Below are 26,905 nucleotides of genomic sequence, written 5' to 3' on the forward strand. Positions count from 1 at the left end.
CGATCGCGGCTGACGGGCAATACGGCGTGTTCTTCGCTGCCCATCAGGTCGCCACCATCGACTTGACGGGCTCAAAAAGTGTCGGTGATGTCTCCGAACGGGTGTCGGCCATGTCCCCGGACTGAACATCAAGCCCGGCAATGACGCGGAATATGTGGAGAGGCATCGCCCATCGTCGGCGCGACGCCTCACTCCCTCACCCCTTGCCCTTCACCGTCGCGACCGTGCCGATCACGCCGCGCGTTGCGAGCGCCGTGATCTCCTCCGCGCTCAGCCCGAGCATCTCCGACAGCACCTCCGCGTTATGCTGCCCAAGCGTCGGCGCCGTGCTGCGGACCGCGGGCGGGTGGGCGGCGAATTCCGCGCGCCAGGGCACGGTCGGCAGCAGGTGCGGCCCGATGAAGGGGCGGTCGGCGCTGTGCCAGTGGCCGGTCGCCAGGAGGTGGGGATCGGCGGGCAGGTCGCCCGGCAACCGGGCGATGCCGGCGGCGATGCCATGGGTCTGCAGCGTCGTCATCGCGACGTCCGGTCGCACGGTCATGGTCCAGTGCGCCACGGCGGCCTCGATGCGGTCCTGCTGCGCGCGCCGGCCGTTGGCGGTCGCGAGCTCCGGATCGTCGCCGAGATCGGCGCGCCGCATCACGGCGCACAGCGCGCGCCATTCGGTGTCGCTGCGCACCGCGATGGTGATCCACTGGTCGATGCCAAGACACGGGAAGCAGCCGTGCGGCACATGCTCTGGATGGCGGTTGCCGAGCCGCGGCGAGGAGCGGCCGGTGATCGACTGCGCGATGATGAAAGGCGCGACCAGCGGCAGCATGCACTGCACCTGCGACAGGTCGATGTGCTGGCCTTCGCCGGTCGCCTGCTGATGGGCGAAGCCGAGCAGCAGCGCCGCGGCGCCGTTCAGCCCGCCGAGCGGGTCGCCGAGCGCGGCATGCAGCATGGTTGGCGGATCGCTCTCGCTGCCATTGACCGAGGGCAGGCCGGAGGCCTGCTCCAGCGTCGAGCCATAGGCGCGCGCGCCGCTCCAGGCGCCGCTCATGCCGAACGCCGGCATGGTGACGACGACGAGGCGCGGGTTGATCGCGAGCATCGCCGCGGCATCGAGGCCGAGCCGCGGCATCACATCGGCGGCGTAATTGTCGATCACCGCGTCGGCGTCAGCGAGCAGGCGCCTGAGCAGCGCGAGGCCTTCCGGCGTGGTGAGGTCGAGGGTGATGCCGCGCTTGTTGCGGTTGTTGAACTGGAACCAGTAAGTCTTCTCGTAGAGCGTCTCTTCGAGATAGGGCGGGCGGGTGTCGGTGCCGCGGAACCAGTCCGGGTACTGGCAGGACTCGACCTTGATCACGTCGGCGCCGAGGTCGGCCATCTGCCGCGTCGCCGTCGGGCCGGCCCAGCCCATGGTGAGGTCGATGATGCGCATCCCCGCGAGCGGCAGCGGATCGTCGGCTGTGGCGGCGCGGCTCGCCCGCCTTGTGTGGGGCGGAAACGTTGCGGCATCGCTGCCGCCGGCGCGCGGCGCGTGGCCGTTCGGCTTTGGCGGGGTGCGGGTGAGCGATTGCGGCAGCACCGGAGCGTCGAACGCGGCGGTGCCGATCGCCACCTGCGCGAAGGCGCCGCGGCTGCGGTGCACCTCCTGGGTCAGGAGCTCGGCCATGTCCGGCACCACGGCGAGCGGCAGCCGCAGCGGGATGCCGCGCTCGAACCACTCCTGCGCCGTGCGCTGCATCAGCGCCGGTGTGATGATGTCGCGCAGCGCTTCCGCGCGCATGAAGCGGTTGAGCATGGTGTTGTAGGCGGGATCGTGCCCGAGTTCGGGCAGGCCGATCAGCTCGCAGAACGCCACCCATTGCGCCGGGGTTACCACGGTGACGCCGAGCCAGTCATGCCGGGTCATGAAGGTGCCGGACGGATAGCCGCGGCCAAACCGGTTGATGCCGGCGCGCGGCCGCGAGAAGCCGGATTCGAGCGCGAGCCCGGTGTCGAATTCGGTGATCTGCAGGAACGCTTCGAAGCTATTGACGGCAAAGCGGCGCGCGCCGGTCGCTGCGCCTCCCATCAGGCCGGCAAGGCTCGGGATGAAGGCGGTCAGCCCCGCGGTCATCGCCACCTGGCCGTCGCGCGGCAGCACCGGCGGGCCGTCCACCGGACCGACCAGCTTGACGAGGCCGGCAAGGCTGCGGCACACCGACTCGGTAACGTGAAGGTCGCGATAGGGACCGTGCTCGCCGAACCACGACAGCGCGGTGATCGCGAGCGCGGGATCGGCGCGGCGCAAGTCGCTGTGAGACAGCCGAGAGGCTGCGATGTCGGTGGGCAGCCGCCCGTCGAGCAGCAGGTCGCTGGTCGCGAGCAGGGCGCGCACGCGCGCGACATCATCGGCATTGCCGAGATCGGCGATGACGCTCGCCTTGTTGGTGTTGAGCCAGGCGAACACGCCGCTCTCGCGTGATCCGTCGCCGGCGTCCACGAGCGGCGCCGCGCGGCGCATCGCATCGCCGCCGGGCGGCTCGATCTTGATCACCTCGGCGCCGAAATCCGAGAACAGCTTTCCGCAGTAGCCGAGCGCATCACCGGAACCGACTTCGACAACGCGTATTCCAGTCAGCGGAAATTGTTGCATCTGCGCTCCACCTGCTCGGAAAAAGCAGTGTGAGCGAAGTCGTCGCAAAGCTCAATGTGCGTGCGCGCATACGGCGGAGGTGGTTTTGCTTTGCTCAGCGGTGGCGAATGATCCCATCGCTTTTGCTGGGGCGGTCCCCGGCCGCCTGGACGGAGAAGTGCATGGCAGTCGAGGGCCGAATTTGCTATATTACGGAAATGAAATCGGATGCCGAGACGAGCCGTCTCATCGCGGATTTGAGCCGCAAATATATCTGGTGGGAGCCGGTCAACGGTAGCTCTCATTCCGACGATCGTGTCATCGCGCAGGCCATGAACCTGGCGACGTTCGAGGATGTCGTGCGGCTCGAACAGATCATCGGACGCGACCGGCTGGTTGATCTCATGCGTCGCGCCGAGCCCGGATGGTTCAGCGAGCGTTCCTGGGAATTCTGGCGGGGGCGACTCTCTTTTTCGACGGGCGGGTCGATCGCGAATGAACCACCGCGGAGGGCGCTTGATGCCGCGGCGTCTTGATCCGAAGCGGTCGATCCTGCCTGCTGCGCAGCAGGAGATCTGGAATCTTTTGAAACCTGCGCCCGACCTCTCCCTTGTGCTCTATGGAGGGACGGCGATCGCCCTGCATCTCGGTCATCGACAGTCCATCGATTTCGACTTCTTCAGTGCTGATCCGCTGGACAAGGCGGCGATCAGGTCGGCTTTCAAGTTTGTCCAAGGCGCCACTGTCCTACAGGACAGCCCGGATACTCTTGTCGTGCTCGCTCACATGCCGTCGGGGCCCGTCAAGGTGTCGTTCTTTGGCGGGCTGGGGATCGGGCGTATCGGCGAGCCGCTGCTGACCGATGACGGGACGCTGCTGGTTGCTTCGCTCGACGACCTGATGGCGACCAAGCTGAAGGCGACACTGGATCGTGCGGAGGCCAAGGACTATCGGGATATCGCCGAACTCATATCAGCAGGGGTGTCGCTGCCCGCCGGATTGAGTGCCTTCGGGCAGATGTTCAACGGAGAGCCATCACAAGTGCTGCGCGCCATCGGCTACTTTAAGGACGGCGATCTGCCGACGCTGGATGCGCGCGACCAGGCGATCCTGCGGGACGCGCGGGATCGGGTCACACATTTGCCCGGCGTCACATTGCTTCGCGGCTCGCTTGCGCCTTGATTTGCATAGCTCTCGGTTTGCTGCTCGTTATGTGTCCGCGCGCGGCGGCGTCGCGGCGAGGGCGCTTGCCATCGCGCTGATCAGCGGCTTCATGAAGAATGCGTCGTTGGCCGGATAGATGTCGGTGCGCAGGCCGTGCGCCGTCAGCTCGTCGGACACCGCGGGACCGACGGAGGCGATCTTGGTGCGCCCGAGCGCGGCGCGCAGCTTGTCGTCGTAGCCATTGGCATGCGCGGCATCGATCAGCCGCCGTACCTGGTTGGCGTTGGTGAGCGCGATGGCGTCGACCTGTCCGTTCGCCATCTGCTCGATGGCGGTGAGGATGTTCGTTTCCGCGGTCTGCGGGTCGTAGACATAAGGCAGCACCGCGTCGACATCAGCGCCCAGTGCGGTGATCGCCGTGATCAGCGGCGCGTGGTCCTTGTCGGGATAGAGCTGCAGGCCGACGCGGTGGCCTTGAAGGTCGAGGCCGGCGAGCAGCGTTGCGACGCCCTCGGAGGTTGGCGTCTCGGTGGTGAGCGAAGGTGCGAGCCCGACTTCGCGCAGCGCCTTGCCGGGCTTGGGGCCGCGCGCGACGGTGCGGGCCTTGCCGACCGCGGCGATGGCCTCTTGCGCGATGCCGAGCCGTTCGGCGAGCTTCATGAGCCGGCGCAGGCCCTCGCCGGTCATCAGCACGAGGTCGTCGAAGGGCTGGGCGATGCAGCGGCGCAGCCAGGCCTCGACCGGCGCCGGGTCGGGGGCGTCATGGATGACGAACATCGGGCATTGCAGCACCTGCGCCCCCTGTTCCGCCAGCAGGCGGGAGAACTGCGCCTCCTCGCGGGTCTCGAGGATCAGGATGCGATAGCCGTTCAGTCTGTCCGCCATGGTGTCATTCCCAGAGTTTGGCCCGGATCTCCGGGGTCTTTCGCGGCCGCCCGGCCGTTAACCAGGGCGGTCCCGCCGGGCCATTGTCGCCGGGGCGGGGATTGGCGCAAGAGGGGGCGGGTGGTAGACCAGCGCCGCCAATGCCGGCCGCTTCGCCGCCCGGCGCCCCCGCAAGATGCCGTACAGAAGACCGCTGCCCATGCCCCAGTCCCAGTTCGTGCTGACGCTTTCCTGCCCCGACCGCCCCGGCATCGTTGCCGCGGTGTCCGCGTTCCTGTTCGCCAACGGCCAGAACATCCTCGACGCCCAGCAGTTCAGCGACACCGAGACCGGCCACTTCTTCATGCGCGTGGTGTTCGAGCCAGCGACCTCCAGTGTCGCGCTGGAGGGGCTGCAGGCGGAGTTCGGCCATGTCGCGATGCGCTTTGCCATCAAGTGGCAGATGCGCGATCGGGCGCAGCGCAAGCGGGTCATGCTGCTGGTGTCGAAGTTCGACCACTGCCTCGCCGACATCCTCTATCGCTGGCGCACCGACGAGCTGGAGATGATCCCGACCGCGATCGTCGCCAACCATCCGCGCGAGACCTATAACGGCTTCGAGTTCGGCGACGTCCCGTTCCATCACCTACCGGTCACCCGCGAGACCAAGCCGCGGCAGGAGGCCGAGATCCTCCGCTTGGTGGACGAGACCAAGACCGACCTTGTGGTGCTGGCGCGCTACATGCAGGTGCTGTCGGACGATCTGTCGGCGAAGCTGGTGGGGCGCTGCATCAATATCCACCACTCGTTCCTGCCGGGCTTCAAGGGCGCAAAACCCTACCACCAGGCCCATGAGCGCGGCGTCAAGCTGATCGGCGCCACCGCCCACTATGTCACCGCCGACCTCGACGAGGGTCCGATCATCGACCAGGACGTCGAGCGCATCAGCCATCGTGATGCGCCCGACGATCTCATCCGCAAGGGTCGTGACATCGAGCGGCGGGTGCTGGCGCGCGCGGTGCGCTTCCACCTCGAGGACCGGGTGATCCTCAACGGCCGCAAGACGGTGGTGTTCACCGACTAGTGTCCCGAATCCGAAGTTCGCACGATTTCGCGGTTGGCTCTTTCGCGAACTTCGGATTCGATAAGGACACTAGCAAGATACAATTCTCTCGTGTCCTGATCGGTTCGCAAGTTCGCAACGAGGTTGCTGCAGATGCAACGAACTTGCGAACCGGGACACTAGTTATTTGTTTTGACGCGTTTTCTTAACGCGAACCGGTGTCCACCCCCGGATCAAGTCCGGGACGGGCTTCGCTTGCAAACGCTCTGGGCTGCACCTGCACCGTCTGCGGGCGGGGCAGGGATGACGGCACCAGCGCCAGCGCGCCGTCGCCGAGCAGCGCCAGCGCCACGCTGACGGCGATCAGCACCGCCGGATACTCCCAGCCACCGCCCGCGGCGTTGAACACCCAGCCATTGGCGCCGTGCACCCAGATGATGGCGCCGAGCAGCGGCGGCAGCAGCGCCAGCGCGACCCAGCGCGCCTGGATGCCGAGCACCAGCAGCACGCCGCCGACCGCCTCGGCGGCAAATGTCAGGTAGGCGAGCGGCGCCGGTAGCCCGACGCTGACAAAGAAGCCGGCGGTGCCGGCGAGGCCAAACGTCAGCAGTTTCAGGACGATGCTGTGCATCAGGTACATCAGTCCGAGCGTCACGCGGATGATCAGGACCCCGGTCGGGGCCAAGCGGGAATCGAGCGGCATGGGGCGGACTCCAGTTGTTGTAATTACAACAAAATAGACCCACCTTGTTGTAATTGCAACGATCGACTAGTGTGCGCCCATGATCGACCGCCTGCCCGATGACACGATCCAGACCTGGGCGCGCCTCGTGCGGGTGCAGCAGGATCTGCTCGACCATGTCGAGGCCGACCTCAAGGCCGCCGGCCTGCCGCCGCTGGTGTGGTACGACGTGCTGCTGGAGCTGGTGCGCGAGCCGGCCGGGCGGTTGCGCTACCGCGACCTGCATGCGCGGCTGCTGCTCGCCAAGCACAACCTGTCGCGGTTGCTCGATCGTCTAGAGGCGGACGATCTCGTGGCGCGCGAGGCGGTGGCCGACGACGCGCGCGGGGCCTGCATCGTGATCACCGCCGCGGGCCGGCAGCTGCAGAAGCGGATCTGGCCGGTCTATCACCAGGCGATCGCCACCCACTTCGCCGCCAAGCTCAGCGACGCGGACGTGAAGAAGCTCGGCGAGATTCTCGACAAGCTGCGCCGCTGAAGCCGCTGCGGCCGCGCTCACGCCACCGGATACGGTCCCTCTGCGTACGTCTCGCCGTGATAGCCCTTGCTGCCGACGGCGCGCGCCAGCGGGCTGCGAACATCCTCGCCGCGACGCAGGCTCGCCAGCACATGGGCGAAATCATAGGCTGGCCGCCAGCCCAGTTCGTCCCTTGCGCGGCGGCTGTCGTAGACGCGGTCGATCTGTGGAAACAGCGACCAGCCTTGCGCTTCATAGAGCGCGGCGCAGTCGGGATAGAGCCGGTGCACCACGGCGGCGGCATCGCGGCGCAGCTCCGCGCAGTCGCCGGGCGTGAACGGCGTGGCCGCCGAGATGATGTAGCGCGCAAAGCGGATCGCCGCCGCGCGGTTGAGTGCGCGCAGATGCGCGCCGACCGCGTCGGCGATGTCGACCCGCCGATGCAGCAATTCGTTGGCCTGGGCATTGGTCATGCTGTGGGCGGCGCGCCGGACCGGATCGTCGTCCTCCTCGGGAAAGAACCGCGAGGTCCGCAGCACGATGACCGGCAGGCGATGGCGGCGGGCGAACAGCTCGCACAGGCTTTCGGCGGCGACCTTGGTGGTGCCGTAGATGTTGCGCGGGATCGGCGCGACAGCCTCGGTGATCCAGGCCGCGGGCTCGCCCGCGGCAGGCGTCAGCGCCGCGCCGAAGGCGCTGGTGGTGCTGGTGAAGACGAAGGCACCGATGCCGGCGGCAACAGCGGCTTCCAGCAGCACCAGCGTGCCGGTGATATTGGTGTCGATGAAATCCTGGTCGGTGTGGGTGACGATATGCGGCTTGTGCAGCGTTGCCGCATGGATCACCGCGTCGACGCCGCGCATGCAGGAGGCGACGAAGGCGCGGTCGGTGATCGCGCCGACATGGTCGGTCCAGGGTGAGGGCTTGATGTCGAGGCCGCGCGCGGGCCGGCCGGCGGCGCGCAAGGTCCGCATCAAGGCCTCGCCGAGATGGCCGGCGCTTCCGGTGATCAGCAGCGTCATGGTGAAGTCCGTGGCAGGTGGCGGGCGACACTGATCACGGCAGGTCGGGCGCGTCCACGTATAAAATATGCGTGATTGCGCTGCTCGTCGGCGCGGGTCAGTCGAGTGTGGTCACCAGCCGGCCGGCGCTGCCGTCGGCAAGCGTCAGGCGTTCCCACAGCACCCGGCTCGGTTGGATCGGAATCACCGGATCGCTGTTCGGGCCGGTGTCGACGACGAATTGACTGATGTGCCCGTCATGCCAGCCGCGCGCCGCGAGCGAGGCCTCGGCGGCGAGAATGTCGGGCGAGGCGTAGCGCAGCAGTGAGCAGCCGATCATCTCGCTGGCGGTGACCCGCCATTCGGCGTGGCGTGCCGGCGAAGCGGCGAGCAGGCGGTGGGTGCGGTCGCAGATCAGGTGCACCTTGGCCATGGACGATTCCACCAGCCTCCGCAGCGCAGCGTCCTGGGCGGGATCGGGCCGGCACGCCAGCAGCCGCCAGGCGGCCGCCTGCTGGTCCACGGTCATGGCGAGCGCGCCGCGTTCCCAGCGCGACACGGTGGCCTGTGTCACCCCGAGGCGTTCGGCGAGATCGGCCTGCTTGATGCGGAGCAGGAGGCGGAGCCGCCGCAGGGTAGGGCCGGGCTGGTGGGTGTCGGAATCCATGCCGCGCAACATCACGCGCCGGCGCGGCGAAATCGCGGCGCGCGGAGGCGTCACAGGCCCGCGGCCTCGGCCGCGACGGCCGCCCTGTCGGGAGAGCCGAAGCCCAGAAACCGCGCCGGATTGGTGCCGAGCACGGCGGCGCGCAGCGCCGCGTCCGGCAGCCATCGCGCCAGGGTGGCGAGCGCCGCGGTGATATGGCCGGCGCCGTTCCCTGCAGGGGTCGCGCCGGCGCCGCTGCCCCACACCAGGCGGTCGGGGCGGATGGTGGCCATGGTGCCCACCAGAGCTCTGAACGCGTCGTCGTCGCCGGCAGGAACGCGTCCCGGCAGGCGGATCCAGCTGCGTCCGATGCGGAGCAGGTCGAGCAGGAAGCCGATTTCGGGATCGTCGAGGCCGTGCCGGGCGACAAGCTCGGCCACCCCGCTGAGGCAGACCGCGACCGGAAGCCGCATCAGCGTCCATTCGTGCGGGGTCAGCACCGCGCCGGCGTCGAGCGCGAGCTCGATATGCCAGCCGAAGGGGACGACACGGTCGGCGTAGCGGAGCACGCTCTCCATCTCGGCCCGGGCGGCCTCGGTGTCGCCGGTCAGGGTGAAGCGCACGCCGCAGACGCCCTGGCTGGCAAGGTCGCGCAGCAGCGCCGCCGACGGGGCGGGAGGCGCCGGGATCACGGTGCGTGTGGTCAGGCCTGCGGGCAGGGCGGTGGGCGACAGCGTTGCGGTCGGCAGCGGCAGGCCGTTGATGATGGCGTGCCGGAAGCCGAGGCCGGCGATGGCCTCGGCGCTGTGCTCCGCAGCCGATGGATCGAGGTCGCAATCGGTCCAGCCGACCGCAACCGGCACGGCGGCGTCGGACGATGCCGTCCGCGCGGCGTTCATGAACGCCTCAGACATCGGTGAGCCCCCAGCCCCCTGTCGAATGCGCGGAGCCTAAGTGATTCTACGGTGATTCGCTGGTGTCCCGAGATGGCCGTGCGCGCCGCTCAGTCCCGGCGGCGGCGATCCGGCCCGCGTCAGTTGGCGCGATTGCCGGCGGCTGGCGCCGGTCCGTAGGCTGCCAGCCCCAGGGGTGAGCTGGCGTCACGCCTGTATACAGTTCAAGGATATAAACCTTGATTTCACGTGATAACCAGTTGATTTCGGCGTCGAGCTGTATACACGATGCCCGCCAGATGGGAGGAGGCGGAGCGCAAACCATGCGCCCGCGGCACAACGGAGAGTTGAGACGCAGGGACGCTCGGAGGGGGATTTTAAGGATCGGGTCACAGGCGCGGAGCGCGCCGGGCCGCGGTCGGGCTGAACGGGCTGCGGCGTACGCGGGATGATGATGCCCCGCGGGACGGACGCCGCGTCCGGAGACGCAAAAATCATCCTTTCGAATAGCGCGTGGGGCAGGGTGACTGGGGCAGCGGCTCCGTCATCGCGGCCTGACATCGCGCTGATACGCAGGCCTTGTTTTTGGGTTAGGGTTCACGCCAAAGCCACCGCCAGGGTGGTGATGAACAACGACAGACGAACGATTGGAGGGAAACGACGATGTCAGCTGGCAATCACCTGTTCTCGCGCGCCGCACTGCTCGGCCTGATCGGCGCCGCCGCGCTCGCCTCGACCTCGGCGCTGGCGCAGGACGCCGTCAAGATCGGCCTGATCGTGCCGATGACCGGCGGCCAGGCCTCCACCGGCAAGCAGATCGACAACGCCATCAAGCTGTACATGCAGCAGAACGGCGACACCGTCGCCGGCAAGAAGATCGAGGTCATCCTCAAGGACGACGCCGCGCTGCCCGACAACACCAAGCGGCTGGCGCAGGAGCTGATCGTCAACGACAAGGTCAACATCATCGCCGGCTTCGGCGTGACGCCCGCGGCGTTCGCCGCGGCGCCGCTCGCGACCCAGGCCAAGGTGCCGGAAGTCGTGATGGCGGCGGGCACCTCGATCATCACCGAGAAGTCGCCCTACATCGTGCGCACCAGCTTCACCCTGCCGCAGTCCTCGACCGTGATCGGCGACTGGGCGGTGAAGAACGGCATCCAGAAGGTCGCCGTGCTGGTGTCCGACTATGCGCCGGGCGCCGACGCGCTGGCGTCGTTCAAGGAGCACTTCGAGGGCGGCGGCGGCAAGATTGTCGAGGAGGTCAAGGTGCCGCTCGCCAATCCGGACTTCGCACCGTTCCTGCAGCGCATGAAGGATGCCAAGCCCGACGCGATGTTCGTGTTCGTGCCGGCCGGCCAGGGCGGCAACTTCATGAAGCAGTATGTCGAGCGCGGCCTCGACAAGAGCGGCATCAAGGTGATCGGGCCGGGCGACGTGATGGACGACGACCTGCTGAACAACATGGGTGACGCGGCGGTCGGCGTCGTGACCGCGCATATCTACTCGGCAGCGCACCCCTCGCAGAAGAACAAGGACTTCGTCGCCGCCTATGAGAAGGCCTACGGCACCCGCCCGGGCTTCATGGCGGTCGGCGGCTATGACGGCATCCACCTGATCTACGAGGCGCTGAAGAAGACCGGCGGCAAGGCCGACGGCGACACCCTGGTCGGCGCGATGAAGGGCATGGCGTGGGAGAGCCCGCGCGGCCCGATCTCGATCGATCCGGAAACGCGCGACATCGTGCAGAACGTCTACATCCGCAAGGTCGAGAAGAAAGACGGCCAGCTCTACAACATCGAGTTCGCGACCTTCGGCCCGATCAAGGATCCGGGCAAGCTGAAGAAGTGACGTGACGCGGCCGCGCGGGCACGCTTGTGCGGCCGTTTCCGTTTGTTCGTACCATTCCCTCATGGTGAGGAGCGGCCTTCAGGCCGCGTCTCGAATGAGGCCCGGGTACTGCACCGGCCTCATCCTTCGAGACGCCCGCTTCGCGGGCTCCTCAGGATGAGGAGCAGGGTTCGGGCATGCTGCAGACGATGAACCACCGGTTGGATCGCTCATGACCGTCCTGACCATCCTGTTCGACGGCGTCGCCTACGGCATGCTGCTGTTCGTGCTGGCCTGTGGCCTTGCCGTGACCATGGGGCTGATGAACTTCGTCAACCTCGCCCATGGCGCGTTCGCGATGGCGGGCGGCTATGCCTGCGTCATCCTGGTCAATCGCTGGGGCCTGCCGTTCTTCGCCGCGCTGCCGCTCGCCTTCGTCGCGGCGGCGGTGATCGGCGTGGTGCTGGAGCGGCTGCTGTACCGCCATCTCTATGGCCGCAGCCATCTCGACCAGGTGCTGTTCACCATCGGCCTGACCTTCATGGCCGTGACGGCGATGGACTATCTGATGGGCTCGCAGCAGGTGTTCATCCAGATCCCGGAATACCTGCGCAGCCAGGTCAACCTGTTCGGCCTCGAGGTCGGGCGCTACCGTCTGATGATCATCGTGATCTGTGGCCTGCTGACCGTGGCGCTGCAGCTTGTGCTCGGCCGCACCCGCTTTGGCAGCCGCCTGCGCGCCGCGGTCGACGATCCGCGGGTCGCGACCGGCCTTGGCATCAACGTCGCCCAGGTGTTCGCGCTGACCTTCGCATTCGGCTCGGGCCTCGCCGGCCTCGGCGGCGCGCTCGGCGCCGAGATCCTCGGGCTCGATCCGTATTTTCCGCTCAAGTTCATGATCTACTTCCTGATCGTGGTGTCGGTCGGCGGCACCTCGACCATCACCGGGCCGTTCCTGGCCTCGCTGCTGCTCGGCATCGGCGACGTCGCCGGCAAGTATTACGTGCCCAAGCTCGGCGCCTTCGTCATCTACGCCATGATGATCGTGCTGCTGCTGTGGCGCCCGAACGGCCTGTTCGGCCGCTCGGCAACGCGGTGAGGGACGTCATGCAGCAGCACGGCGCCATGGGAGATCACCTGGTCGCGGCGGCGCGCTGGCGCTGGCCGGAAGTTGCCTTCTGGCTGGTCGCCGCGGCGGCGATCGTCCTGTTCCCCAACCGCTATCTGATCCTCACCGAGATCGCCTGGCTTGCGCTGTTCGCGCTGTCGCTCGATCTCATCCTCGGCTATGCCGGCATCGTGTCGCTGGGCCATGCCGCGTTCTTCGGCATCGGCGCCTACAGCGCCGGCCTCCTCGCCAAGCACGGCATCATCGACGAGCCGGTGATCGCGCTCGTCGTCGCCGGCTTCGCCGCCATGGTCGTCGGCTTCCTCACCAGCTTCCTGGTGATGCGCAGCTCCGCCGATCTGACGCGGCTGATGGTGACGCTCGGCATCGCGCTGCTGCTGCGCGAGCTCGCCAACCGCTATTCCAACATCACCGGCGGCTTCGACGGGCTGCAAGGCATCACCATCGCGCCGGTCCTCGGCCTGTTCGAGTTCGATATCTTCGGCAAGGTCGGCTTCATCTACTGCCTTGCGGTGCTGTTCGTGCTGTTCCTGCTGGCGCGGCGCATCGTGCACTCGCCGTTCGGGCTGTCGCTGCGCGCCATCCGCAACAACCCGCTGCGCGCGGCCGCCATCGGCATCCCGGTCACCCGGCGGCTGATCGCGATCTACACCATCGCCGCGTTCTATGCCGGCGTCGCCGGTGCGCTGTTCACCCAGTCGACGGCGCTGGCGTCGCTCGACGTGTTCGCGTTCGACCGCTCCGCCGACCTGCTGCTGGTGCTGGTGATCGGCGGCACCGGCTATCTCTATGGCGGCCTGATCGGCGCCGTGGTGTTCAAGCTGCTGCAGGAGCAGTTCTCGACCTGGACGCCGCAGTACTGGCAGTTCTGGATCGGCCTCGTGCTGGTGGTGATCGTGCTGATCGGGCGCGAGCGGTTGCACCGTTGGGTGCTGGTGCTGCCGCGCCAGCTCGCGCGCCTCATCGGCAAGCCGGCGCCGGCGCCCTCGGCCGGCAAGGAGGCGTGATGACGCTGGCGCTGGAAACCATCGGGCTTCGCAAGAATTTTGGCGGTCTCGCCGTCACCCGCGACCTGTCGCTGCAAGTGAAGACCGGCGCGCGCCATGCGCTGATCGGCCCGAACGGCGCCGGCAAGACCACGGTGATCAACCTGCTCACCGGCGTGCTGCGGCCGAATGCCGGCCGCATCCTGCTCGAAGGCTCCGACATCACCGCGCTGCCGGTGCACAAGCGCGTGCTGCGCGGCCTGTCGCGCACCTTCCAGATCAACCAGCTCTATCCCGACCTGACGCCGCTCGAGACCATCGGCCTTGCGGTGTCCGAGCGGCTCGGCCATGGCTCGGACTGGTGGCGTGTGCTGGGCACGCGTTCCGACGTCAACGGCGAGATCGCCGAGCATCTGGCGCGCTTTCATCTGCTGGACGTGATGCGCGAGCCGACCTCGACGCTGCCCTATGGCAAGCAGCGCCTCTTGGAGATCGCGGTGGCGATCGCCACCAAGCCGCGGGTGCTGCTGCTCGACGAGCCTGCCGCCGGCGTGCCCGAGAGCGAGCGCCACGATATCCTCGCCGCGGTGGCGAGCCTGCCGCGCGACGTCACCGTGCTGCTGATCGAGCACGACATGGATCTCGTGTTCAGCTTCGCCGACCGCATCTCGGTGCTGGTCAGCGGTGCGCTGCTGGTCGAGGGCACGCCTGACGAGGTGGCGCGCGACCCGCAGGTCAAGGCGGTCTATCTCGGGGAGAGCGCCGATGCCTGAGCTGCTGTCGATCTCCGAGCTGCGCGCCGGCTATGGCGAGGCGGTGGTGCTGCCGAAGATGTCGCTGCAGCTCGCTGAGGGCCAGGTGCTGGCGCTGCTCGGCCGCAACGGCACCGGAAAGACCACGCTGATCAACTCCATTGTCGGCGTCACCCGCCGGTTCGGCGGCAGCGTCGCGCTCGCGGGCCACGACGTGACGCGGATGCGCCCCGACCAGCGCGCCCGCGCCGGCATCGGCTGGGTGCCGCAGGAACGCAACATCTTCCGCTCGCTGACCGTCGAGGAGAACATGACGGCGGTGGCGCAGCCGGGGCCGTGGACGGTGGAGCGCATTTACGAGATGTTTCCGCGCCTGAAGGAGCGGCGGAAGAACTTCGGCAACCAGCTGTCGGGCGGCGAACAGCAGATGCTGGCGATCGGCCGCGCGCTGACGCTCAACCCCAAGGTGCTGCTGCTCGACGAGCCGACCGAGGGCCTCGCGCCGATCATCGTCGACGAATTGCTGCTGGCGCTCGGCAAGATCACCCGCGGCGGCGGCATCTGCTCGATCATCGTCGAGCAGAACGCGCGCAAGATCCTCGGCCTTGCCGACCGCGCCGTGATTCTCGAGCGCGGCGCCATCGTGCATGACGCGCCGAGCGCCGCACTGAAGGACGATGCCGCGACGCTGGAGAAATTCCTCGGCGTGTCCGGCGGCACCGCGCACTGACCTTTTGTTCAACCGGCGTTTCGACGCCCCACCAAGACCAACAAGCATCGGAGACAGATCATGCAGAGAACCTTCCCTCCCTTCCGCGCCGACCATGTCGGCAGCCTGCTGCGCCCGCCGCGCATCAAGGAAGCACGCGCGAGGCTCGAGAAGGGCGAGATCGCGGCGAGCGAGCTCACCCGCATCGAGGATCTCGAGATCGAGAAGATCGTCCACAAGCAGAAGCAGATCGGCCTGCAGCTCGCCACCGACGGCGAGTTCCGCCGCTCGTGGTGGCACTTCGACTTCCTCGCCAGGCTCACCGGCGCGGAGCTGTACCATCCCGAAGGCATCCAGTTTTCCGGCATCACCACGCGGCCGGACAATGTGCGGGTGATCGGCAAGCTCGACTTCCCCGACGACCATCCGATGCTCGAGCACTATCGCTTCCTGCACAAGCAGTGCGCGATGACCGGCGCCACGGCCAAGATGACCATCCCGTCGCCGGCGGTGCTGCACTTCCGCGGCGGCCGCAAGTCGATCTCCAGGGACGTCTATCCGGATCTCGAGCCGTTCTTCGAGGATCTCGCCAAGACCTACCGCAAGGCGGTCAAGGCGTTCTATGACGCCGGCTGCCGCTACCTGCAGTTCGACGACACCGTGTGGGCCTATCTGTGCTCGCAGGACGAACTGGCGAAGGCCCGCGCGCGCGGCGACGAGGTCGATCGCCTGCAGGAGATCTATGCCCGGGTGATCAACTACGCGATCGCCGAGAAGCCCGCCGACATGGCGATCACCACCCATGTCTGCCGCGGCAACTTCCGCTCGACCTGGATTTCGTCCGGCGGCTACGAGCCAGTGGCCGAGACCATGCTCGCCGGCACCAACTATGACGGCTACTTCCTGGAGTACGATTCCGACCGCGCCGGCGGTTTCGAGCCGCTGCGCTTCCTGCCCAAGGGCAACAAGGTCGTGGTGGTCGGCGTCATCACCTCGAAGTTCGGCGAGCTGGAGAAGAAGGACGATCTCAAGCGCCGGCTCGAGGAAGCCGCGAAGTTCGCCGACGTCAACCAGCTCGCGATCTCGCCGCAGTGCGGCTTCGCCTCGACCGAGGAGGGCAACATCCTCTCCGAGGACGAGCAGTGGGCCAAGCTCGGCCTCGCCGTCGAGATTGCAAGCGAGATCTGGGGCAAGTAACACGCCGGCGCCGCCGCCGTGCACGGTGGCGTTTTGGGATCTGTCGGGGCCGGCCGCGCGGGGCGCTGCCGGCCCCGATGCGTTCCGGGGGCGGGAAGCCGGGTCGCTTGCCGCTGCGCCGGACGCTTGCTTCAATGGGGCGCGCCGGCGGTGGCCGGCATGAGACGGGGAAGGTGATGATCGCACGGCTGGAGAGAAAGCTGCGGATGCTGGCGGTGATCGGTGTCGCCGGTGTCGTTGCAGGGCTGGTGTTCGTCAGCGGACAGGGGCGGACGTCATGGCCGACCCTGGCGGCGGCGGTCGCCTATGGCCTCCTGATCTCGCTGTCGATCGGCGGCCTCGAGCTGTTCGTCGCGGATGGCGTGCTGCGCCGCTGGCTCGAGCGGCTGCCGTTCACCGCCAGTGTGGTCGCCCGCAGCGTGGTCTATGCGGGGGTCATCGTTTTGATCCAGGTGTCGCAGCTCGGTTCGCGGCTGGTCGGGCTGCCGTTCGATCCGTCCGAGCAGGGCGTGTGGCACGCCATCGCCTATTCCGGGCTGTTTGCCATCGGCATGAATCTCGCGATCGGCATCGCCAACCTGATCGGGCCGCGTGCGTTCCTGAACTTCGTCACCGGCCGCTATCACGTGCCGGTCGAGGAGAGCCGCTTCGTGCTGTTCGTCGACATCGCCGGCTCGACCGGCCTTGCCGAGCGGCTTGGCGGCATCGGCTTCCATCGTTTCCTCGACCAGGCCTTCAAGCTGTTGACGCAGCCGGTGGTCGACTTTCGCGGCGAGGTGCTGGGCTATGTCGGTGACGAGATCATCGTCACCTGGTCGGAGGCCGCCGGCGGCGTCGACTGCCGGCCGTTGCGCTGCTTCGCCGCGATGCGCGCGGCGCTGGCGAGGTCGGCCGGTGAATTCGAGCGTGCGTTCGGCGCCGCGCCGCGCATCCGCGGCAGCCTGCATTTCGGCCCGGTGATCATCGGCGAAATCGGCAACGTCAAGCGCGCGATCGTGTTCAACGGCGACGTCATGAACACGGCGGCCCGGCTCGAGGAACTGAGCCGCCAGGTCGACGGCGGCTTCCTGGTGTCGCGGACCGCGCTGCAGTGCTTCAACGCCACGCCGCCATTCGCGATGCGCGACCTCGGCCTGCTGCCGATCCGCGGCCGCGCCGATGGCATCGCGGTGGTGGGCCTCGATATGCCCGGCTGAGCCGCGGCCAGCAGCTAGCGCGTCTTGCGGAACGTGAGGTTGAGGCGCTGGCGGCCGACCTGCGGATGCTCGCCGTCGGGCAGCGGCGCGACGCCGTGATAGGCGAGGCGGGCGGGGCCGCCCCACACCACGACGTCGCCATGGCTGAGGCGCACGCGGCGCGTCCTGTCGTTGCGCGACAGGCCGCCGAACAGGAACGTCGCCGGCAGCCCCAGCGATACCGAGACGATCGGCGCGTCGAGGTCGAGCTCGTCCTTGTCCTGGTGCAGCGACAGTTTGGCGCCGGGCTGGTAGCGGTTGATCAGGCACGCATCAGGCACGAGGCGGGCGAAGCCCGCCTCCGCGGCGGCGTCCGCGGCGAGCGCGGCGAAGGCGTCCGGCATCGCCGGCCAGCGCCGGCCACTCTCCGGATCCACGGGATCGTAGCGATAACCGCTGCGGTCGCTGACCCAGCCGACCGCGCCGCAATTGGTCATCGCCACCGACATGCGATAGCCGCCGGGCGTGATCAGGTGGCGGAACGGCGCCTGTGCCACCACCGCGTGCAGCGCCGCCAGCAGGGCATCAGTGCGCGCCAGCGCGAAGCCGCCGAGCACCACCGCCCCCGTGGCAAGAGGCACGTCGCGCGGCTCGCTGGCGAACAGGTCGTCCATCATCTGGCGTCATGGAAGATGATGCCGACGGTGTGGCGGCGGCCGGAGCGCAGCCGGCTGACGCCGTGGCGCAGATTGACGCGGTAGACGCCGCGCGTGCCCTGCACCGGGCGATGGTGCACGGCGAACACCACCGCATCGCCCTGGCGCAGCGGTACCACCTCGGCGCGCGACTGCATGCGCGGGCGCTGCTCGGTCAGCACGAACTCGCCGCCTGTGAAATCGCGCTCGGGCTCCGACAGAAGAATGGCCACCTGCAGCGGGAACACGTGCTCTCCATAGAGATCCTGGTGGAGGCAATTGTAGTCGCCGGCGACGTAGCGGAGCAACAGCGGGGTGGGGCGGGCCTGGCCCGCGGCGTGGCAGCGCGCCACGAAGTCGGCGTGGTCGTCGGGATAACGCACGTCGATGCCCATCGCCTCGTTCCAGCGATTGGCGATCGGCGCAAGGCGTGGATAGAGCGTGGTGCGCAGCGCCGATACGAGGTCGGGCAACGGATAGGAAAAGTATTTGTACTCGCCGCGGCCGAAGCCGTGCCGTGCCATCACGACATGGCTGCGGAAGACGTCGGCGTCGTAGAGCGTGGCGATCCCGACACATTCCTCCGGTGTCAGCAGCTTGCGGATGGCGGCGCAGCCGGAGGCGTCGAGCTCGGTGGAGATTTCCGACCAGGGCATGGCGTCGACACGCTGCGTGACGGCGTCGAGCTGCGGCGGTGCGGCGGCCGCCACGGTGCGTCGTGCCGTGGCTCGACTGGCGGCGGTCATCGTGCGGCCTCCTGCTGCAACAGTTGCGTCTTGCGGGCGACACCCCACCGATAGCCCGACAGTGTTCCGTCGGCGCGCACCACGCGATGGCAGGGGATCGCCACCGCGATCGGGTTGGCGGCGCAGGCGCTGGCGACCGAGCGCACCGCGCCGGGCGTTCCGATGGCCCGCGCGACCTCGCCATAGCTGCGGGTCTCTCCGGCCGGAATGGCGCGCAGCGCCTGCCACACCCGGCGCTGGAACGCGGTGCCGCGCGGGTCGAGCGGCAGCGCGACCGCATGATCGGGCGTTTCGATCAGGCGGATGACGTCGGCGAGGCGGCCGCCGCAGCCGTTGGTGCTGGCGACGAGCTCGGCATGAGGAAAGCGCGTCCGCAGATCGCGCACCAGCGTGTCGGTGCTGTCGCCGAGCAGGAGGGCGCGAATGCCGTTGCCGCTGGCGGCGACGAGGACGGCGCCGAGCGCGCAGGCGCCGGTGGCGTAGGTGAGGACCGGATCGGGAGATGGCCGCATCCGGAATTGATCCATGAACTTGTCCATGGCGATGCCTCCTTGTGTGGGCGTGACCGTTGCGCCGACGATGCGTCCGCGGACCTGCGAACTCCACCCGATTCCCGACGGCGGGTTGGCAGGCGCTGTCGAAGGGCGGCTGCCGTCGTCGGTGGCGACAGCGGCATCCGCACGACGGCCGGATTCGCATGGCGAGAGCGTGCGGAAGGTCTCGCTGTGGTTGCCGAGAACTCGATGTCCCTTCTTATCTGATTGAATTCACTTCATAAAAATAGCGTCATGGAACTGTCATTCTGCCAGTCGGCGCCTCGGTTATGTTGCCGGGCGTTGCTGTGTCAGCGGAATGTCAGTGAGGTCCATCGCGATGAACGAAACCGTCAACCTACCGGCCGTCACAAGCGATGCCTCGGCGGTGGCGCGGATCAAGTCGGAGATCGATATCTCCGACCGTTCTCGCATTGTCACCTTCGGGGATCGTGCGCAGCGCTCGGTCGTCGAGTTCGCGGACAGGATCCTGGCCCAGACCCAGAACCGCGAGCTCGGAACGACCGGCAAGCTGCTGTCGGACATCCTCGCCAAGGCGCGCGGGCTCGATCCCGCGGCGCTGCAGGACAGCGGCTTCTTCACCCGCTTGTTCTCCTCCGTGGAAGCGCGCCTGCGGCGTTTTTCTGAACAGTTCGGCGATGTCGCGTCCCAGATTGACCGCGTCTGTGTCGAGCTCGACCGCAACAAGGAGACGCTGCGGCGCGATATCGCGCTGCTGGACGACCTGCACGAACAGACCAAGTCCGCGCTGGTCGATCTCGACAGCCATATCGCCGCCGGCAAGGGGTTCGCAGAGGAGTTTCGTCGCGGCCAGCTGATCGAGCTGGAACGCGCGGCGAAGACCGGGGCGCAGAACAGCGACGCCCTGTTGGCCGCGCAGACCTATCAGGACGCCGTGCAAGCGCTCGACCGGCTCGAGAAGCGCGTGTTCTATCTCCAGCAGGCGCGTCAGATCGGCATCCAGCAACTGCCGCAGATCCGCATCGTCCAGTCGGGCGACGAAACCCTGATCGAGAACCTGCAGGCCACCACCGAGCTCACCATCCCGGTGTGGAAGCAGAAGATGATCCTGCTGCTCGGGCTGAAGCGCCAGGAGTCGGCGCTGGCCCTGCAGAAGACCGTGACGGACGCGACCAACGCGATGATGCGCCAGGCGTCTGAGATGATGAAGTCGCAGGCGATCGAGATCGAGAAGCAGTCGCAGCGCGGTATTGTCGATATCGAGACGCTGGAAAAGACCAATCGCGATCTGATCGATACGGTTTCCGGTGTGCTGAATGTGCAGGAGCAGGGCCGCAAGAAGCGCGCCGATGCGGAGCAGCGCATGGCGCAACTGACCGACGAGCTGAAAGTCGCCCTGTCCAAGACTCCCGCATAAGACCGCCGCATGAAGCTGACATCGCCGATCAGGCTGCTTGTCGTCGCGCTCGGCGCATGGCTGCTCGCGGCCTGCGCCAAGCCGGTGCCGGAATTCACCATCCTGTCCGGCTCCGAGAACGAGGTTCTGGCGCCGCTGGTGCAGGAGTTCTGCAAGTCGCGCGGGGCGACCTGCACGATCCGGTATCAGGGCTCGCTCGATATCGCGCTCGCCCTCAAGTCGGGCAACGATCCGGCGGCCGATGCGGTGTGGCCGGCGGCGTCGATCTGGATCGACATGTTCGATACCCAGCGACGGGTGAAGTCGGTCCGGTCGATCGCGCAGATGCCGGTCATCCTCGGCGTTCGCCGCGCCAAGGCGCAGGCGCTCGGCTGGGTGGGCGCCAAGGTGACGTCGAGGGACATTCTCGCCGCGGTCGAGGGCGGCCGCCTGAAATTCCTGATGACGTCGGCCACCCAGTCGAACTCGGGCGCGGCGGCCTATCTCGCCATGCTGGCCGCGGGCATCGGCAAGCCCGACCTGATCGAAGCCGGTGATCTCGACAAACCGGGCGTGCTCGCGACCGTTCGCGCGCTGCTGCGGGGTGTCGAGCGCACCGCCGGCTCGAGCGGCTGGCTCGCCGACCTTTACCGCGACGGGGAGCGGACCGGCGCCGACTACGAGGCGATGTGGAACTATGAGGCGGTCATCAAGGAGACCAACGACAAGCTGATCGCCGACCGGCAGGAGCCGCTCTATGCGGTCTATCCGGAAGACGGCGTATCGGTTGCCGATTCACCGCTCGGCTTCGTCGAGCGGGGCCGCGGCAACGACGTCGAGAGCTTTTTCAACGACCTGCAAGCCTTCCTCCTGAAGGACGACGCGCAGGCACGCATTGCGAGGACCGGGCGCCGGGTCGAGCTCGCCCGTGCGGCACAGCTGCCCTTGGACCCGGTGACCAACGTCAATCCCGGCCGCGCCGTCACGGTGGTTCGCCCGCCGGAGCCGGCGGTGATCCAGAAGGCGCTGGGGCTCTATCAGGAGGCGCTGCGCCGGCCATCGCTGACGGCGTTGTGCCTCGATCTCTCCGGAAGCATGCAGGGCAGCGGCGAAAAGCAGTTGCTCGACGCGATGAAATTCCTGTTCACGCCCGCGCGCACCCGCGAGATGCTGGTGCAATGGTCGAAGCAGGATCAGATTATGGTGTTGCCGTTCAACGACCATGTGCTGTGGACCGCGAGCGCGAGCGGGGACGACAGCGAGCAGGCCGGCCTCCTCGCGCGGGCGCTGGAGCTGCATGCCGGGGGCGGCACCGACTTCTACACCTGCGGGGCGCGGGCGCTTGCCGCCATGAAGCCGTCGCTTGATGACGGGCAGCACCTCGCCGCGATTGTCATCATGACCGATGGCAAGAGCCAGGGCGAGATGGCGACCTTCGAGCGCGCCTGGCGCGCGGATGGCCGGCGGGTGCCAGTGTTTGGCGTCACCTTCGGGGACGATGCCGATCGCAGCCAGCTCGACGCCCTCGCCAGGCTTACCGGCGGCAGGGTTTTTGACGGCACGAAGAACCTGACCGACGCCTTCCGTGCTGTCCGCGGGTACAACTGAATGCCGGCCCTTCCGTCTGGCAGCAACTGGGTCGTCGGAGGGGTGGTCGCAGCCGTCCTCCTTCCTGTGCTGGCGATCGGCGCAGCCATGCCGTTCTGGGGTGCCGTGCTCATCAGCGTGCTGGCCGGCTGCGGCACCGTCGCCGTCGTTGCGCCACGCCAGCCGTTCGCGCGGCTCGATGCCAGCGGCGCGGCGCGCGGCAAGATCGAGTTCGCGCGCGAGCTACTGACGGACGCTGAACCGCTGACCGGGCGCATGGAAGCGGCCGCGGCGTCGATCCGCACGCCCAAGATCGCCGCGCATGTCCGCCATCTCGTGACGATCGCGCGGGATATTTTCGCCGCGATCGAAAAGGATCCGCTGCGGATCGACCGTGTCAGGCGCTTCCTGACCTATTACCTGCCGCGCGCAGCCGAGATCGCGGAAGCCTATGATCTCCTCGAACGCAGCACCGTGCCGGATGCCGCGCGGATCGCGGCGACCAGCGAATTGATCGACCGCCTCGATGTCGCCTTCACGCGCTACGCCGCGAGCCTGCAGGACGCCGACCTCGACAAGCTCGATATCGAGTTCAAACTGCTGAAAAGCGCCCTCGACGAGGATCTGGGGCCGGCATCGTCGTCCGGCGCACCGTCCGGTCAGGGCAAGGGGAGATCCTGATGGCCATTTCGCGCCGCGCCTTCGGTGTCGGCCTGCTTGCCGCGAGTGCCGCGGCGACAGGCGGCTATATCTATCTGCGTGGCCACCCGGAGATTGCCGGACGAATGGGCGAGTCGAGGCGGCTGTTCGGATTCGCCGGCGGCGAGAAGGAGGGGTTCCTCGCCAATGCGCGGGTGCGCAACCTGCTCGAACGCCGCTTCGGGCTGGTGCTGGATGCGCGCCGTGCCGGCTCCGTCGAGATGGTGCGCGAGCGTGCGTTGCTCGACCAGAAGCCGCAATTCCTGTGGCCGTCGTCGTCGGTGCTGGTTGAGGTGGCGCGCAGCTCCGGGGTGAAGATCTCGCGCGACCAGGTGATCTTCAATTCGCCGATCGTGCTCTATTCCTGGGATCGCATCGCCGACGGCCTGGTCAAGGCGGGCTTCGCGGAGTCCGCCGGGGGGCCGCGCTACACGGTCGACCTGTTGAAGCTGCTCAAGGCCATCGTCGCCGGCCAGTCATGGGCTGACATCGGGGTCTCCGACCTGTTCGGCCGCGCGCGCGTCGTCTCGACCGACCCCAACAGGTCCAACTCGGGCTTCATGTTTGCGGGCCTCGTCGCCAGCGTGCTGAGCGGCGACCTCGTCATGATCGACACGCTGGGGCGTGTCGACGGCGACGTCGCCACGGTGTTTCGACGCATGGGGTTCAAGCCGCCGTCGTCGGGCAAGCTGTTCGATGATTATGTGACGGGCGGCGTTGGCGCTCAGCCATTGATTGTCGGTTACGAGAACCAGCTCGTCGAATGGGTGCTGCAGGATGCCGAGCGCTGGAAACGCGTCGAGGCCAACGCGCCGGCCAAGCCTGTCATCCTCTACCCGCGGCCGACAGTGTTCTCCGCGCATCCGCTCATCAGCATCAACCGCGAAGCCGACGATCTCATCGATGCGCTGATGAATGAAAGCGTGCTCGAGCTGGCCTGGGAGGATCACGGCTTCCGCGGCCCGCTCGGCACCATCGGCAAGGCGCGCAACGCGCTGCTGCAGTCGCGCCTGCTCGATCGCGTCGACGCGGTGCTGCCGATGCCGGACGCGCCCGTCATGCTGGCGCTGCTGGATCGGTTGGCCGCCTAGTTCGCTTTTGATGGAAACGCGACCGCACCCGCGGCCCCGCGCGGGTCTTGCGGCTATTTCGCTGGCCTGCCCACGCTCTCGTAGGTGAAGCCGTGCTCGGCCATCTCGTCGGCGCGGTAGATGTTGCGCAGGTCGACGATCACCGGCTGCGCCATCTCCGCCTTCAGCCGCTTGAGATCGAGCGCGCGGAATTGCTCCCACTCGGTCACGATCACCAGCGCGTCGGCCTTCGCCGCGCAGGCATAGGGGTTGTCGCAGTAGGTGATGGCGGGCAGTTCGAGTTTGGCCTGCTCCATGCCGACGGGATCGTAGGCCTGGACATGGGCGCCGAGGTCCTGCAGCGCGGTGATCAGCGGGATCGACGGCGCCTCGCGCATGTCGTCGGTGTTGGGCTTGAAGGTCAGGCCGAGCACGCCGATGGTCTTGGCGCGCAGGTTGCCGCCGAGCGCGGCGGACACCTTGCGCGCCATCGCACGCTTGCGGGCGTCGTTGACGGCGAGCGTCGCCTCGACGATGCGCAGCGGTGCGTCGTGGTCCTGCGCAGTCTTGATCAGCGCACGGGTGTCCTTGGGAAAGCACGAGCCGCCGAAGCCGGGGCCGGCATGCAGGAACTTGCCGCCGATGCGGTTGTCGAGGCCGATGCCGCGGGCGATGTCCTGCACGTCGGCGCCGGCGCGCTCGGCGAGGTCGGCGATCTCGTTGATGAAGGTGATCTTGGTGGCCAGAAATGCGTTGGCGGCGTACTTGATCAGCTCCGCCGTGCGCCGCCCGGTGTACATGATCGGCGCCTGGTTGAGGTAGAGCGGCCGATAGATCTCGGCGACGACCTTGCGCGCGCGCTCGTCCTCGGTGCCGACGACGATGCGATCAGGATGCTTGAAGTCGCGGATCGCCGCGCCCTCGCGCAGGAATTCGGGATTGGACGCCACCACCACGTCGGCGTCGGGATTGGTCTCGGCGATGATGCGCTCGACGTCGTCGCCGGTGCCGACCGGCACGGTCGACTTGGTGATGACGACGGTGAAACCCCTGACGTTCTCGGCGATCTCGCGCGCGGCGGCGTGGACGTAGCTGAGGTCGGCGTGGCCGTCGCCGCGGCGCGACGGCGTGCCGACCGCGATGAACACCGCCTCCGCGTCGGCGACGGCATCGCGCAGGTCGAGGCTGAAATCGAGGCGGCCAGCGGCGGTGTTGCTCGCCACCAGCTCGTTGAGGCCGGGCTCGTAGATAGGGATCTCGCCGCGCTGCAGCGCCGTGATCTTGGCCGCATCCTTGTCGATGCAGGTGACCTGATGGCCGAAGTCGGCGAAACAGGCGCCGGACACCAGCCCCACATACCCCGTGCCGATCATTGCGATACGCATGCTGCCGTTCCAATTCGTTACGCTGGCGGGCGCCTTTTAACAGGGGCGTCCCGCTGTGGCGAGGGCCCGCCGCCGCGGTCATTCTGCACCAGGTTGCTGTCGTGGCTCACGTTTTATTGCCGCGAACCGGTCCCTGTTCCCAGCGAAACGGCTATACGTGAGTCCTGTGATTCATTTGCGAACCGCGGACGGTGCTGACTGGCGATGAAAAACGACCCGCTGCTGGCCCAGATTTCCGACTATTGCCGGGAGGCCGGCATCGCCGAATCGACCTTCGGCCGCCTTGCGGTCAATGACGGCAAGCTGGTGTCGCGGCTGCGCGAGGGCAAGCGGATCACCACCGACACGCTGGACCGCATCCGGGCCTTTCTTGGCGAGGGCCTGCCCGGCGGCGCCCCGCCGCCGCGGCCGGAACCGCTGGAGAAGCGCGATCCCCGGGGCAATTTCCGCTTCTTCGAGAATCGCCAGAAATACCTGCTGTTCGTCCACACCTGCAGCGAGAAGCGGGTGGTGGCCCAGCGGGTGGAACTCGAATTCGCCAGCATCCACCCGCGGCCGCCGGCGCTGCGGGTGTTCGATGCCGGCGTCGGCGATGGAACCGTGCTGGCCCGCGTTATGCGTTCGATGCATAGCCGCTTCCCGCATATGCCGTTCTATGTCGCCGGCAAGGAAATCAGCCTGGAGGACGTCCGCCTGGTGCTGGACAAGCTGCCGGACCGCTTGTTCGAGCATCCCGCCACCGTCTTCGTCCTGACCAACATGCACTATGCCGAGGCGCCCTGGCTGGCGCCGCGCTCGCCGGCGGCGGCGGCCGGCATGATCTGGCGGGAGGTCGCGCTGGGCGGCAACGCGGCGGGGGATTTCGAGGCCCAGATCGCGCAATTGCAGCCATTTCTCGAGGAAAACTGGCGCGCCAGCGTCAGTGCACGCTCGGGCATGCCGGTCTATGAGCGGCCGATCGCGCTGGTGTTCTTCCGTGAGGACCACCGGTTCCTGCTCGATGCGGTGATTCCCCAACCCGGGCGGGTGGAGGCCAATTTCGACCTGGTCATTGCGTCGCAGCCCTACCGGGCGAAGTCCTCGGTCAACTTCCGGGCCAAGCGGATCATTGCACCGCTCGCCCGGGCGTTGCGGCCCGGGGGGCGCCTGATCGGAATTCACTCCTATGGCCATGATCCCGGCATGGAGATCATCGAGGCAGTGTGGCCGGGAGAAAATCCTTTCTCCGTGAGCCGTCATGAGCTATTGCGCGCGGTGAAATACGAGCTGGGGACAGCTGGCCGGGATCTTAACTTCAACGCCTATTCGGACGCGCGTTCCATCTTCCGATACGATATGGAAGCATTGCCGAACGAGGTGACCGGAGCGATCGGGAGCTCGACGGCCTTTGCAGCCTGGAACGCGGCGGTGTATGTCGCTCAGATCGAGGACGACCGGTTGACGGAGATGACCCAGAGCGGCCGGTATCTCGACGCGACCCGGGATGTTCTGCGCCGGCACAACGGCCTGTGGTTCTACGATGAATCCTACGTCATTTCGCGCCGGCGTGACTGACGTTTCATGATCATTCTAAACGGACCGCTGGATGGTCCAGCGGAAGGG

26 protein-coding genes and 1 pseudogene are annotated in these 26,905 nt (G+C 67.5%); 17 read left to right on the forward strand and 10 right to left on the reverse strand.

Annotated features, from left to right (window positions below; translation table 11 throughout):
* Positions 1–125 (forward strand): annotated as a pseudogene (locus AB4Z37_RS27080) (IS481 family transposase); the annotation flags it as partial.
* 71 nt (positions 126–196) lie between these two features.
* Here AB4Z37_RS27080 and AB4Z37_RS27085 read toward each other — a convergent pair.
* Entirely contained in the window at positions 197–2,626 is a 2,430-nt protein-coding gene (locus AB4Z37_RS27085; protein WP_441519810.1) for a CoA transferase, read from the reverse strand.
* A 161-nt stretch (positions 2,627–2,787) separates the two neighbouring features.
* Here AB4Z37_RS27085 and AB4Z37_RS27090 point away from each other — a divergent pair, with 161 nt between their 5' ends.
* A complete protein-coding gene (locus AB4Z37_RS27090) occupies positions 2,788–3,141 on the forward strand; it encodes a hypothetical protein (protein WP_441519811.1) in 354 nt (117 codons plus the stop codon).
* Positions 3,125–3,787 (forward strand): nucleotidyl transferase AbiEii/AbiGii toxin family protein, encoded by a 663-nt coding sequence (locus tag AB4Z37_RS27095; protein ID WP_441519812.1) that lies wholly within the window; start codon positions 3,125–3,127, stop codon positions 3,785–3,787. Before AB4Z37_RS27090 ends, AB4Z37_RS27095 begins: the two co-directional genes overlap by 17 nt.
* A gap of 27 nt (positions 3,788–3,814) precedes the next feature.
* On the opposite strand, the gene AB4Z37_RS27100 is transcribed toward AB4Z37_RS27095, so the two are convergent.
* Entirely contained in the window at positions 3,815–4,654 is an 840-nt protein-coding gene (locus AB4Z37_RS27100; RefSeq protein WP_441519813.1) for a uroporphyrinogen-III synthase, read from the reverse strand.
* 199 nt (positions 4,655–4,853) lie between these two features.
* On the opposite strand from AB4Z37_RS27100, the gene purU reads away from it, so the two are divergent.
* A complete protein-coding gene (purU, locus tag AB4Z37_RS27105; RefSeq protein ID WP_441519814.1) occupies positions 4,854–5,717 on the forward strand; it encodes a formyltetrahydrofolate deformylase in 864 nt (287 codons plus the stop codon).
* A gap of 184 nt (positions 5,718–5,901) precedes the next feature.
* Here the strand turns inward: purU and AB4Z37_RS27110 are convergent, their stop codons facing one another.
* Positions 5,902–6,399 carry a DoxX family protein gene (locus AB4Z37_RS27110; protein ID WP_441519815.1) on the reverse strand — a complete coding sequence of 166 codons (498 nt, stop codon included), beginning with the start codon at positions 6,397–6,399 and terminating at the stop codon, positions 5,902–5,904.
* Between the two features lie 79 nt (positions 6,400–6,478).
* On the opposite strand from AB4Z37_RS27110, the gene AB4Z37_RS27115 reads away from it, so the two are divergent.
* Positions 6,479–6,916, forward strand: coding sequence for a MarR family winged helix-turn-helix transcriptional regulator (locus tag AB4Z37_RS27115; protein WP_441519816.1), 438 nt, complete (start codon positions 6,479–6,481; stop codon positions 6,914–6,916).
* A gap of 17 nt (positions 6,917–6,933) precedes the next feature.
* On the opposite strand, the gene AB4Z37_RS27120 is transcribed toward AB4Z37_RS27115, so the two are convergent.
* The 3 genes from AB4Z37_RS27120 to AB4Z37_RS27130 all read right to left on the reverse strand — a co-directional run bounded on the left by AB4Z37_RS27120 (position 6,934) and on the right by AB4Z37_RS27130 (position 9,456).
* Positions 6,934–7,917 (reverse strand): NAD-dependent epimerase/dehydratase family protein, encoded by a 984-nt coding sequence (locus tag AB4Z37_RS27120; protein WP_441519817.1) that lies wholly within the window; start codon positions 7,915–7,917, stop codon positions 6,934–6,936.
* 97 nt (positions 7,918–8,014) lie between these two features.
* Positions 8,015–8,563, reverse strand: a complete 549-nt coding sequence (locus AB4Z37_RS27125) for a helix-turn-helix transcriptional regulator (protein ID WP_441519818.1) — start codon at positions 8,561–8,563, stop codon at positions 8,015–8,017.
* A gap of 50 nt (positions 8,564–8,613) precedes the next feature.
* Positions 8,614–9,456: an amidohydrolase family protein gene (locus AB4Z37_RS27130; RefSeq protein WP_441519819.1), complete on the reverse strand. Its 843-nt coding sequence runs from the start codon at positions 9,454–9,456 to the stop codon at positions 8,614–8,616.
* A 642-nt stretch (positions 9,457–10,098) separates the two neighbouring features.
* On the opposite strand from AB4Z37_RS27130, the gene AB4Z37_RS27135 reads away from it, so the two are divergent.
* The 7 genes from AB4Z37_RS27135 (at position 10,099) to AB4Z37_RS27165 (ending at position 17,231) form a co-directional block, all read left to right on the forward strand.
* The gene (locus AB4Z37_RS27135; protein ID WP_441519820.1) at positions 10,099–11,283 is read left to right on the forward strand and encodes an ABC transporter substrate-binding protein; all 1,185 of its coding nucleotides are present in this window, start codon (positions 10,099–10,101) and stop codon (positions 11,281–11,283) included.
* Positions 11,284–11,494: 211 nt separating this feature from the next.
* On the forward strand, positions 11,495–12,361 hold the full coding sequence (locus tag AB4Z37_RS27140) for a branched-chain amino acid ABC transporter permease (protein WP_441519821.1): 867 nt from the start codon (positions 11,495–11,497) through the stop codon (positions 12,359–12,361).
* 8 nt (positions 12,362–12,369) lie between these two features.
* Entirely contained in the window at positions 12,370–13,398 is a 1,029-nt protein-coding gene (locus AB4Z37_RS27145; protein WP_441519822.1) for a branched-chain amino acid ABC transporter permease, read from the forward strand.
* Positions 13,398–14,150, forward strand: coding sequence for an ABC transporter ATP-binding protein (locus tag AB4Z37_RS27150; protein ID WP_441519823.1), 753 nt, complete (start codon positions 13,398–13,400; stop codon positions 14,148–14,150). The genes AB4Z37_RS27145 and AB4Z37_RS27150 overlap by 1 nt, the downstream gene beginning before the upstream one ends.
* On the forward strand, positions 14,143–14,859 hold the full coding sequence (locus AB4Z37_RS27155) for an ABC transporter ATP-binding protein (protein ID WP_441519824.1): 717 nt from the start codon (positions 14,143–14,145) through the stop codon (positions 14,857–14,859). The genes AB4Z37_RS27150 and AB4Z37_RS27155 overlap by 8 nt, the downstream gene beginning before the upstream one ends.
* 60 nt (positions 14,860–14,919) lie before the next feature.
* A complete protein-coding gene (locus AB4Z37_RS27160; protein ID WP_441519825.1) occupies positions 14,920–16,035 on the forward strand; it encodes a cobalamin-independent methionine synthase II family protein in 1,116 nt (371 codons plus the stop codon).
* Between the two features lie 176 nt (positions 16,036–16,211).
* Entirely contained in the window at positions 16,212–17,231 is a 1,020-nt protein-coding gene (locus AB4Z37_RS27165) for an adenylate/guanylate cyclase domain-containing protein (RefSeq protein WP_441519826.1), read from the forward strand.
* Between the two features lie 14 nt (positions 17,232–17,245).
* Here the strand turns inward: AB4Z37_RS27165 and alkB are convergent, their stop codons facing one another.
* The 3 genes from alkB to AB4Z37_RS27180 are packed head-to-tail and all read right to left on the reverse strand — an operon-like array spanning position 17,246 to position 19,190.
* The gene (gene alkB / locus AB4Z37_RS27170) at positions 17,246–17,887 is read right to left on the reverse strand and encodes a DNA oxidative demethylase AlkB (protein WP_441519827.1); all 642 of its coding nucleotides are present in this window, start codon (positions 17,885–17,887) and stop codon (positions 17,246–17,248) included.
* Positions 17,884–18,651, reverse strand: coding sequence for a 2OG-Fe(II) oxygenase (locus AB4Z37_RS27175; RefSeq protein WP_441519828.1), 768 nt, complete (start codon positions 18,649–18,651; stop codon positions 17,884–17,886). The genes alkB and AB4Z37_RS27175 overlap by 4 nt, the downstream gene beginning before the upstream one ends.
* Entirely contained in the window at positions 18,648–19,190 is a 543-nt protein-coding gene (locus tag AB4Z37_RS27180) for a methylated-DNA--[protein]-cysteine S-methyltransferase (RefSeq protein ID WP_441519829.1), read from the reverse strand. Before AB4Z37_RS27180 ends, AB4Z37_RS27175 begins: the two co-directional genes overlap by 4 nt.
* A 313-nt stretch (positions 19,191–19,503) precedes the next feature.
* On the opposite strand from AB4Z37_RS27180, the gene AB4Z37_RS27185 reads away from it, so the two are divergent.
* Genes AB4Z37_RS27185 through AB4Z37_RS27200 form a run of 4 tightly spaced genes read left to right on the forward strand, consistent with a single transcriptional unit; the run spans position 19,504 to position 23,939 of the window.
* Positions 19,504–20,583 (forward strand): toxic anion resistance protein, encoded by a 1,080-nt coding sequence (locus AB4Z37_RS27185; RefSeq protein WP_441519830.1) that lies wholly within the window; start codon positions 19,504–19,506, stop codon positions 20,581–20,583.
* Between the two features lie 9 nt (positions 20,584–20,592).
* Positions 20,593–22,170, forward strand: coding sequence for a substrate-binding domain-containing protein (locus AB4Z37_RS27190; RefSeq protein WP_441519831.1), 1,578 nt, complete (start codon positions 20,593–20,595; stop codon positions 22,168–22,170).
* Positions 22,171–22,830, forward strand: coding sequence for a 5-bromo-4-chloroindolyl phosphate hydrolysis family protein (locus tag AB4Z37_RS27195; RefSeq protein WP_441519832.1), 660 nt, complete (start codon positions 22,171–22,173; stop codon positions 22,828–22,830).
* Positions 22,830–23,939: a hypothetical protein gene (locus AB4Z37_RS27200; RefSeq protein WP_441519833.1), complete on the forward strand. Its 1,110-nt coding sequence runs from the start codon at positions 22,830–22,832 to the stop codon at positions 23,937–23,939. Before AB4Z37_RS27195 ends, AB4Z37_RS27200 begins: the two co-directional genes overlap by 1 nt.
* A 53-nt stretch (positions 23,940–23,992) precedes the next feature.
* Here the strand turns inward: AB4Z37_RS27200 and AB4Z37_RS27205 are convergent, their stop codons facing one another.
* Positions 23,993–25,303 carry a UDP-glucose dehydrogenase family protein gene (locus tag AB4Z37_RS27205; protein WP_441519834.1) on the reverse strand — a complete coding sequence of 437 codons (1,311 nt, stop codon included), beginning with the start codon at positions 25,301–25,303 and terminating at the stop codon, positions 23,993–23,995.
* Between the two features lie 204 nt (positions 25,304–25,507).
* On the opposite strand from AB4Z37_RS27205, the gene AB4Z37_RS27210 reads away from it, so the two are divergent.
* Positions 25,508–26,857 (forward strand): hypothetical protein, encoded by a 1,350-nt coding sequence (locus tag AB4Z37_RS27210; protein WP_441519835.1) that lies wholly within the window; start codon positions 25,508–25,510, stop codon positions 26,855–26,857.
* Positions 26,858–26,905: the final 48 nt, after the last annotated feature.

This window comes from Bradyrhizobium sp. 2TAF24 (assembly GCF_052115025.1).
GTDB lineage: Bacteria > Pseudomonadota > Alphaproteobacteria > Rhizobiales > Xanthobacteraceae > Bradyrhizobium_A.